Here is a 10058-nt window from a genome sequence, read left to right as displayed (position 1 = left end):
TATATGTAGAGGTGTTTGTTTACCCCAAAGTACACGCATATTTTGTTGCACTACGGGTACCGACCAGTTCAGCGTGCGTCTTGTACTAAATTTATTAGCATATATAGGGTTGCTGCCTGTAACGGTGTAGCTGTAATCAAGTATGTCGCCACTGCGCATATCATCAATAATAATATTGAGTGACAGGCTACCGTTATAAATACGATCTGCTAATTCAGATTCACTTTGTATAACCGTCATTCTCGCGCTACCAAGCTTATCAATGCGCTCGCTATTTCTAATAATTGTTAAGCTGTTTAATGTTAGCGACTCGTAACTTGGATCAAAACCAAGATTAAGCTGGCTTATATAATTAACACCACTTTGATTTAAAGCTTTCATAACTAGGCGGGTATAGCGTTGTTGCTTTTGTTTATTTGGAACTTAAGTTTGGTTATCGAGTAACAAATACAGTGTACCGTCACGCACTTGGGTTATGTCGGAATGCTTGGGTTGCTCAATAATATGTGTATTAACCCAATTAGCTGGCTTATCTATTTTATATTGCTGCGCAAAAATATTATGAGAGAAAATTAATAAGGTAAGTGCAAGTAGCCAAGAGCTGAGTCGAAGAAAGTTCCATTTCATTGTAGGGTCTTATAGTTGTTTTTATAAATACTATCGAGGAAAGAATGTACCAAATTTAGACTTTTTTGACAATGAGATGTTAACAGGCCCGTACGTGAGTAGTTAATTAATAGTATATAAATGAACTGCTATGTAATTGCGAAACGCTTAGCTTCCCCTAAAATGTTCTTGAAATAATTTTTTAGTGGTATTTCCAAACCATAATTAGTTAAACCTACTTTATTACTGGTTTCGTTAGATCTGCAAAAATCCTATCTGTTTATTCGTACGGTAATCATTAAAACCCTTAAAAGTGTTTATAAATCAAGATATAACAGTAACTGTTTTTGCTCTTTTTGTTCATGAACTTTATGAGCAAAAAGCACATAACGATCATCAATGCACCTTACCTTCTAAATATTTCGTTAATTTCCCGTTAACAATAAGCTGCGCGTTAGATAGCAGTTTGTCGTCGCTTATCTACCTGACAATAAATATACACACAAGCGTGGAGAAAATAATGAAAGCAAGTAACACACAACTCGCTTTGGCAGTTGCTGCTGCATTAGCAAGCACATCCGTTTTAGCCAATAACGATACGCAAAAACTACAAGAGCAATTAGATGCGCTACAAAAAGAAGTAAGTGCATTAAAAACTACCAGCGTTTTTAATTTAGAGTTTGGTGGACGGGTTCAGCTCGACTACAACTATTTTGACGGTGCTTACAACGCCGATAACGAGGGCTCTGGCGGCAGCGATTTTTTTCCTCGTCGTATTCGTACTTACGTTGAAAGTGAGCACGGAAATTGGGATCACAAGTTATTACTCGAATTTGCTGAAGGCACTGCTGAAATAGTGATGGCGCGTGTTCGTTATGCTTTTGATAACGGACTTAAAGTTAAAGCAGGTAAAATTCGCGAAGATATATCGCTAAATGCATTAACCAGTTCAAAGCACATTAATACGATTGAGCGTAGTTCGCTAGCCAATACTTTCTCTCCATTTTTTCGTTGGGGCGCTTCTGCTTATCAATATTTTAAAGACTCTGGCTTTCGTTACGCGATAGGCGTTTATAAAAATGATGCATTTGGTGCAACAGGTAGTGATGAAAACGACAAGCTTACTCTTGCTATTACTGGGCGTGCTACATGGTCGAGTGCATCACCTGGCGATGTAATTCATTTAGGCGTATGGCATTCATATCGCGACATGGGAGGCAATGAATTAGGAGCACGTTTTGCGCGTGGTGAAGTGCGCGAAGCCAATACCCGCCTTGTTGATTATGCCGCCGGTGGTGTAACAAGCCCGCTTGATAGCTTATCGCAAACCGGTTTTGAGTTTGCTTATCAGGCGGATTCTTTAACACTTGAGGCTGAATATGCAAGCCGCTCACTTGATGCCGCTAATAGTGCTGATTTTTTAGATGGCGAGCGCTTTGATGGTTTTCATGTATCGGCAAGTTACTTTTTAGGGGGCGAGCAGCGCCAATACAAAGCGAGCTCTGCATTATTTGTACAACCTAAAAATATTAAAGATGCATGGGAGTTGGTGGCACGTGTTTCAGAAGTAGACGCTACAAGTAGCTTACAAGGCACAAAAGCAACAACTTATACATTAGGTACATCTTATTACGTAAGTAGTGATATTAAATTTATGGGCAATCTAATTTACAGCGATGTAGAAGGTGCCGGCACTCCAGCACTTGTTGGCGATGAAGACTCTGGCATGGGCTTTAGTGCACGTATGCAGTATTTATTTTAAGGATACACACAATGAAATTATTTAAGTCATTTAAATCAGTAAAAACGACCATAATTGCAGTATCGTTAGTGCTTAGCAGTCCATTGGCAATAGCCGACACTCACTTTTTAATTCCAGGCGGTCCTGGTGGTGGTTGGGATACAACAGCCCGAGGTATAGGTGAAGGTTTAGTTAAGTCGGGTATTGAAGGTAACGCATCTTTTCAAAATATGTCTGGCGGTGGTGGCGGTCGCGCTATTGCATACTTAATCGAGTCGGGTACAAAAAAGGGCGATATTTTAATGGTTAACTCAACGCCTATTGTATTGCGTGCTTTAAGCGGGCGAATTCCTTATAGCTACCGTGATTTAACCCCTGTAGCCAGCATGGTTGCAGATTACGGCGCATTTGTTGTACGTAACGATTCTCCATTTAAAACTTGGGAGGATGTTATTAAATCAATAAAAGAAGATCCAAGTTCGATAAAAGTGGCGGGCGGTTCTGCTCGCGGCAGTATGGATCACTTAGTGGCGGCTCAAGCTGTTAAAGCGGCGGGTATAGATGGTCGACGCTTGCGTTATATTCCTTACGATGCAGGTGGAAAAGCGAAAGCAGGGTTGCTTTCAGGCGAAGTGAATTTACTTTCAACAGGTTTAAGTGAAGCGCTTGAAGTAGCTAACGGTGGTCAAGCACGCATTTTAGCGGTTACATCTGGTAAACCTTTACCTGATTACCCAGAAATCCCTACGCTTAAGTCACTTGGTTACGATATGGAATTTGTAAATTGGCGTGGTCTTTTTGCTGCGCCTAATTTACCCGCTGAAAAGTTAGCACAGTACACAAAAAAGCTTCGTGAGTTGCAAAGTACTCCTGAGTGGGAGGCTGTGAGAGCTCGTAATGGTTGGCTAAATCTGTTTCAAGAAAAAGATGAATTTATTAAATCACTAGAAGCGCAGGAAGCACAACTTAAAGTGGTTATGGAAGAGCTTGGTTTTATCCGTGCAGCACGTTAATCGAGGTTTAAAATGATGAATCGCGAATTACTAGGGCCAAGTTTATTCTTGGCACTATTTACTTTATATGCCGTGGTTGCATGGCAAATTCCACTATTACCGTTTGAAGAATACGAAACAGTTACCTCAGCGACTCTTCCTAAAGTATATGCTGGGTTTGGTATTGTGGTGTGCTTACTGTCTATTGGTTCAACATTGCTTAAACCAAGAGAAAAAACGAATGCAGGTGATGTTCTTGAAAAATCACACATGCTGCGCACTTTTGGTTTATTAATATTAATGGTGATTTATAGCGCTGCACTTGAGCCAATTGGTTTTTTAATTTCGACTAGTGCATTTTTGCTTGCCGGTTTTTTTGTGATGGGCGAAAGACGTAAGGGAATTTTGCTATTTGCATCGATTCCGGTTGCAGTGGTGTTTTGGTTTTTGATGACTCAAGTATTAGGTATTTACTTGGTTCCGGGCGATTTGTGGAGTTAAGTTATGTTTGATGGAATTATGCTTGGTTTGTCGACCGTGCTCGACTTTAATAATTTAATGTATGTTATTGCGGGTTGCCTTGTTGGCACCTTTATAGGCATGTTACCAGGATTGGGGCCAATTACCGCAATTGCCTTAATGATCCCTATTACTTATAGCATTGGCGCCGACTCGGGCATGATTTTAATGGCGGGTGTTTATTATGGTGCAATTTTTGGTGGCTCTACGTCGTCTATTTTAATTAATGCACCAGGGGTTGCTGGCACTGTGGCTTCTTCCTTTGATGGCTATCCGCTGGCAAAACAAGGTCATGCAGGTAAAGCATTGGCAATTGCTGCTTATTCCTCCTTTATAGGCGGAACAATTGGCGCCATATTATTAATGGTTGCTGCGCCTTTATTAGCAAAGGTGTCATTGAGTTTTCAATCCCCTGATTATGTAGTACTGATGTTTTTAGGCTTAACAGCTATCGCCGCATTTTCAAATAAAGGGCAATTTTTAAAAGCAATGATGATGACCGTGTTTGGCTTAATGCTAGCAACGGTTGGAATCGATCCGTCATCAGGTACTGACCGATTTACCTTTGGACAACCTGATTTACTCGACGGGATAAGCTTTTTATTAGTTGCTATGGCAACGTTTGCATTAGCCGAGGCACTTGTAAATGTTGTAAAGCCAGAGAAAAAAGATGCTAAAAATATTAATGATTCCGACACTCCGCAAATAGGTTCAACCAAGTTAAGTAAAGCCGAGGTTAAAGAAATAGCACCAGTAATTGGTCGCTCGTCTATTTTAGGTTTTATAGTGGGAGTGCTACCGGGGGCAGGTGCAACTATTGCGAGCTTTATGGCTTATGCAACAGAGCGAAATTTAGCGCCAAAAGGTTTAAAAGAAAAGTTTGGTAAAGGCTCATTACGTGGCTTAGCTGCCCCAGAATCAGCAAATAATGCCGCGTGTACAGGATCGTTTGTACCGCTGTTAACGCTTGGTATTCCGGGCTCAGGAACAACTGCAATTATGCTAGGCGCTTTAATTGCTTACGGCATTCAGCCAGGTCCAATGCTTATGCAAGAAAACCCAAGTGTATTTTGGGCGGTTATTGTAAGTATGTACTTTGGTAACATTGTGCTGCTTATTTTAAATCTTCCGCTTATCCCTTACTTTGCAAAAGTGTTAGCAATGCCTAAGTCAGTACTTACTGTGATGATTTTGTTCTTTAGCTTAATTGGTGTTTACTTAGTGTCCTTCAATACCTTCGACTTATTTATGATGGTAGGATTTGCAGTGGTTGCGCTAATATTGCGATTACTGTCGTTTCCTATGGCACCATTATTATTAGGTTTTATATTAGGAGATATGATTGAGCGAAACTTCCGTCGTTCAATGATGATTTCCGATGGTTCGTTAAGCTTTTTATGGGATCGCCCGCTAACATTGAGCATATTTATAATTTCAATTTTAGTGCTGTTGTTTCCGTTAAAAGATTATTTAATGCAACGCCGTGAAGACAAAGCAAATGCATAATTGAGAATGAAATGAAAAACACCAACAAGCTAAATCCATTGCAAAACATGGTCACAAAACCTAAACGTTTAGAAACGCGATTAATTATTTGGGTAACAGGATTATGTGTATTGCAGGCTTTATTATTTGGCGCGTTGGTGTATCAACTTACAGCGCAAAGTTTACATAGCCATATTGGCGATAAGGCATTAGCTGTGGCTAGTAGTGTAGCTACACGTGCTGATGTAATTAATGTATTGCAAACCCCTAGTGACTTAAACGCTATTAACGTGCAAATTGAAGATTTACGACAACTTGTAGGTGCTGACTTTATTGTTATTGGCGATGAGAATGCATTTCGTATTGTGCATCCAGATGAAGATAAAATTGGCAAAAAAATGGTCGGAGGCGATAGCCAAGCTGCATTAAAAGGTGAACGCTATATTTCGGTAGCTCATGGTAGTTTAGGTGAATCAATTCGTGGCAAAGTGCCGGTGTACGCAAGTAATAATGAGATAGTAGGCGTTGTGTCGGTTGGTTTTTTAGTACAATCAATCGATCCGCTTATTCTCTCTCGCAGTAGTGAAATTTTAATATGGGGCTTAATACTTGTAGGTTTAAGTATACTGGCGGCTATTTATATTGGACAGCGTGTCAGAAATGCTATTTTTGGCCTGCAGCCAGATGAAATTGCACGTTTGTTTTCAGAGCAAGATGCAATTTTAAATACGGTACGCAGCGGTATTATTGCACTCGACCCGGACGGAAAAGTACGAAAACTCAATCAACGCGCCTGCGAAATATTAGATAAACCAACTTCAATTATTAATCAGAACCTCAGCTTAAACGATTTACTGCCAGAGCACGCTAAGTTTTTATTGCGTAATCAGCGACGTAAAATAGTAGGATTTGAATTATTTGCCGCTGATAAACGCCTTATTTTATCGAGATTTTCTTTACAGGTGCAAGGGCAGGCTGATGGCATTTTACTGAGTATGCGCCCCTCTGATGAACTTGAGTATTTAAGCCAACAACTAACTAAAGTTCAGGCTTTTGCAGAGCTTTTAAGAGTACAAACTCATGACTACTCTAATAAGCTCAATCTAATTGGGGCGTTAGTGCAAATGGGGAAAAATGAACAAGCTATAGAAATAATAGGACAAGAAAGCCAAGGCTCTCAGGCACAAATTCATAACTTGTTAGATCGCATACAAGACCCAGTGCTTGCTGGTTTGTTGGTAGGTAAATACCATAAAGCACGAGAATTAAATGTTGCGCTTGAGCTAAACCCTGACAGCTTGCTTGGTGTTATTGCACGTAAAGAAATGCTAGAACGGGTTATATCTATTTTAGGAAATCTTATTGATAATGCGATTGAGGCTGCTGTTAGGGCATCAGGCTCTCGCTCTGCAAAAGTACGCGTAACCGTTGATGAAACCAGTAAAACTCTCTTATTTGATGTAGAAGACACAGGCTTTGGGTTAGGTTCTGACCATGATGTTATTTTTACACCTCAGTACAGTTCTAAATCAGGGGCAGAGCATGGTATTGGTTTGTATTTGGTAAAAACAAATTTAGACTCATGCGGCGGTACGTTGGAAATTGGTGAGTCAGACCTACTTGGTGCAAGACTAAGTGTTTATATTCCAAAATAATAAGAGCATTAAACATGACGTATTCAGTAGTAATAATTGAAGACGAAGTAGAGGTAGCACAGCTATTAGCGCAGTACTTGTTATTACCAAATGGTATTGCAGGCAATCAAACGCCAAAGCAAAGTTTAAGGCAAGCACAGTATCAGGTAGTGGGCATTGCAGGTAATTTAAGCACGGCAACAGCTTTGCTGCATGCAATTGAACCTGATTTAATTTTACTCGATATACACCTTCCTGATGGTAATGGCTTAGATTTGTTAACTGATTTACGACGACGAACAATTAAAAGTGAAGTTATGCTGCTCACGGCTGCAAAAGAGGTTGAAACCCTTGAAAAAGCAATGCAGTTAGGCGCATGCGACTTTTTAGTTAAGCCATTAATGTTAAACCGACTAGATCAAGCACTTGCACGTTTTGAATCACGTCAGCAATGTTTTTCTGATGCAAGTGAGGTAACGCAATCAATGGTTGATACGTTATTTGGCTCAAAGCAGCAAACCAATATTTCTAATCGTTTACCAAAAGGGGTCGACCAACTTACCCTGCAAAAAATACATGATGCTTTTGTAGAGCACGCAACCACTGCATTTACTGCTCAGCAAATGGGCGATTTGGTCGGTGTGAGTCGCTCTACAGCACGCCGTTACTTAGAGTATTTGCTTGAATCAGGTAAGTTAACAGCGGATCAAAGTTATGGCAGTATTGGCCGTCCTGAACGTTGCTATAAAATAGCGAAGTAACTTGGTGTATCTGAAACTTAAGTATTAAACGCTATTAATTTCAATGCCTTGCGTTTTTTTTGTTATGTTTGATATTTAATAGATTCTGACGATAAAAAAAATATATTGAATTGATTGCATTTTAAGCGGCTTGCATGGTGATGTTCGCATTAAGTGATGTTATACTCCTGCCGAATAATTTATCGACTTTATTAAGAGTAAAATTAATGGCAGATTTATCGAAGTACAGAAACATTGGTATTTTCGCGCACGTTGATGCGGGTAAAACCACGACTACTGAGCGTATCCTAAAGCTTACTGGTCAAATCCATAAAACAGGTGAGGTTCATGATGGTGAATCTACTACTGACTTCATGGAACAAGAAGCTGAGCGCGGTATTACTATCCAGTCTGCGGCTGTAAGCTGTTTCTGGAAAGATCACCGTTTTAACGTTATCGATACTCCTGGACACGTTGACTTCACAGTTGAAGTTTACCGTTCACTTAAAGTACTTGATGGCGGTGTTGGTGTATTCTGTGGTTCTGGTGGTGTTGAACCACAATCAGAAACTAACTGGCGTTATGCTAACGAATCAGAAGTTGCACGTATTATCTTCGTTAACAAATTAGACCGTATGGGTGCTGATTTTTACCGTGTAACTGAGCAAGTACGTAAAGTACTTGGTGCTACTCCACTAATCATGACTTTACCAATCGGTATCGAAGATGAATTCTGTGGTGTTGTTGATGTTTTAACTAAAAAAGCATACATCTGGGATGAAACTGGTCTTCCAGAGAATTACACAATTGAAGACGTTCCAGCTGACATGGTAGACAAAGTAGACGAATACTATGAAATGCTTGTTGAAACTGCTGTAGAGCAAGACGACGACCTAATGGAAGCGTACATGGAAGGTGAAGTACCTTCTATCGAAGATATCAAGCGTTGTATCCGTAAAGGTACTCGTGACCTTGCTTTCTTCCCTACATACTGTGGTTCTGCGTTCAAGAACAAAGGTATGCAGTTAGTACTTGACGCTGTTGTTGATTACTTACCAGCACCTACAGAAGTTGATCCTCAACCTCTTATGGATGAAGAAGGTAACGAAAACGGTGAATACGCAATCGTATCCGCTGACGAACCTTTCAAAGCGCTAGCATTCAAAATCATGGATGACCGTTTTGGTGCATTAACATTCGTACGTATCTACTCAGGTAAACTTAACAAGGGTGACACTATCCTTAACGCGTTTACTGGTAAAACTGAGCGTGTTGGCCGTATGGTTGAGATGCAAGCAGACGACCGTAACGAATTAACTAGCGCACAAGCTGGTGACATCATTGCAATCGTAGGTATGAAAAACGTGCAAACTGGTCACACACTTTGTGATCCTAAGCACCCAGTAACACTTGAGCCAATGGTATTCCCAACTCCAGTAATCTCGATTGCTGTACAGCCTAAAGATAAAGGCGGTAATGAGAAAATGGGTGTTGCTATCGGTAAAATGGTTGCAGAAGATCCATCTTTCCAAGTTGAGACTGATGAAGATTCAGGCGAGACTATCCTTAAAGGTATGGGTGAGCTTCACTTAGATATCAAAGTAGATATCCTTAAGCGTACTTACGGTGTAGACCTTATCGTAGGTCAACCACAGGTTGCTTACCGTGAAACTATCACTCGTGAAGTTGAAGATAGCTACACGCACAAGAAACAATCTGGTGGTTCTGGTCAGTTCGGTAAAATCGACTACCGTATCAAGCCAGGCGAAGTTGCTTCAGGCTTCACGTTTAAATCATCAGTTGTTGGTGGTAACGTACCTAAAGAATTCTGGCCTGCAGTTGAGAAAGGCTTTAAGTCAATGATGAGCGAAGGTGTGCTAGCTGGCTTCCCTGTGCTTGACGTTGAAGTTGAACTTTTCGACGGTGGCTTCCACGCAGTGGATTCATCAGCAATCGCATTCGAAATCGCTGCTAAAGGCGCTTTCCGTCAATCGATCCCTAAAGCGGGCGCACAACTTCTTGAGCCAATCATGAAAGTTGACGTGTTCACTCCAGAAGATCACGTTGGTGATGTAATCGGTGACCTTAACCGTCGTCGTGGTATGATGAAAGACCAAGAAGCTGGTTTAACAGGCGTTCGTATTAAAGCTGACGTTCCGTTATCAGAAATGTTCGGTTACATCGGTTCATTACGTACAATGACATCAGGTCGTGGTCAGTTCTCTATGGAGTTCTCACACTACGCACCATGTCCACAAAACGTAGCTGAAACTGTAATCGCAGCAGAAAAAGAGAAAAAAGCTGCTAAGTAATTAGTTCCTTAACTCTTTAAAAAAACCCG

Annotated in this window: 8 protein-coding genes and 1 pseudogene; 7 read left to right on the top strand and 2 right to left on the bottom strand. The window is 40.6% G+C overall.

Going from position 1 to position 10058, the window contains the following annotated elements; translation table 11 throughout:
• Together H5072_RS21060 and H5072_RS21055 are read right to left on the bottom strand one after the other, a co-directional pair.
• A pseudogene (locus tag H5072_RS21060) lies at positions 1–399 on the bottom strand (DUF3857 domain-containing protein); the annotation flags it as partial.
• 24 nt (positions 400–423) lie between these two features.
• Positions 424–627: a hypothetical protein gene (locus H5072_RS21055; protein WP_259395891.1), complete on the bottom strand. Its 204-nt coding sequence runs from the start codon at positions 625–627 to the stop codon at positions 424–426.
• 499 nt (positions 628–1126) lie between these two features.
• Between H5072_RS21055 and H5072_RS04695 the strand changes: the two genes are divergently transcribed.
• The 7 genes from H5072_RS04695 (at position 1127) to fusA (ending at position 10029) form a co-directional block, all read left to right on the top strand.
• Positions 1127–2368 (top strand): OprO/OprP family phosphate-selective porin, encoded by a 1242-nt coding sequence (locus tag H5072_RS04695; protein WP_182692858.1) that lies wholly within the window; start codon positions 1127–1129, stop codon positions 2366–2368.
• An 11-nt stretch (positions 2369–2379) separates the two neighbouring features.
• Positions 2380–3360: a tripartite tricarboxylate transporter substrate binding protein gene (locus H5072_RS04690; protein WP_182692857.1), complete on the top strand. Its 981-nt coding sequence runs from the start codon at positions 2380–2382 to the stop codon at positions 3358–3360.
• Positions 3361–3372: 12 nt separating this feature from the next.
• Positions 3373–3840: a tripartite tricarboxylate transporter TctB family protein gene (locus H5072_RS04685; protein ID WP_024599700.1), complete on the top strand. Its 468-nt coding sequence runs from the start codon at positions 3373–3375 to the stop codon at positions 3838–3840.
• A gap of 3 nt (positions 3841–3843) precedes the next feature.
• Positions 3844–5364, top strand: a complete 1521-nt coding sequence (locus tag H5072_RS04680; RefSeq protein WP_024599701.1) for a tripartite tricarboxylate transporter permease — start codon at positions 3844–3846, stop codon at positions 5362–5364.
• Between the two features lie 11 nt (positions 5365–5375).
• A complete protein-coding gene (locus H5072_RS04675) occupies positions 5376–6998 on the top strand; it encodes a sensor histidine kinase (RefSeq protein ID WP_182692856.1) in 1623 nt (540 codons plus the stop codon).
• 14 nt (positions 6999–7012) lie between these two features.
• A complete protein-coding gene (locus tag H5072_RS04670; protein ID WP_039488685.1) occupies positions 7013–7738 on the top strand; it encodes a response regulator in 726 nt (241 codons plus the stop codon).
• Positions 7739–7944: 206 nt separating this feature from the next.
• Complete coding sequence (gene fusA / locus H5072_RS04665; RefSeq protein WP_182692855.1) at positions 7945–10029, top strand: elongation factor G; 2085 nt, start codon at positions 7945–7947, stop codon at positions 10027–10029.
• Positions 10030–10058 lie beyond the last annotated feature (29 nt).

Origin of the sequence: Pseudoalteromonas sp. SR45-5 (genome assembly GCF_014163565.1) — a bacterium.
Lineage (GTDB): Bacteria > Pseudomonadota > Gammaproteobacteria > Enterobacterales > Alteromonadaceae > Pseudoalteromonas > Pseudoalteromonas distincta.
Note: the sequence above shows the minus strand (reverse complement) of the source record. Positions and strands in the feature narration are given on the sequence as shown.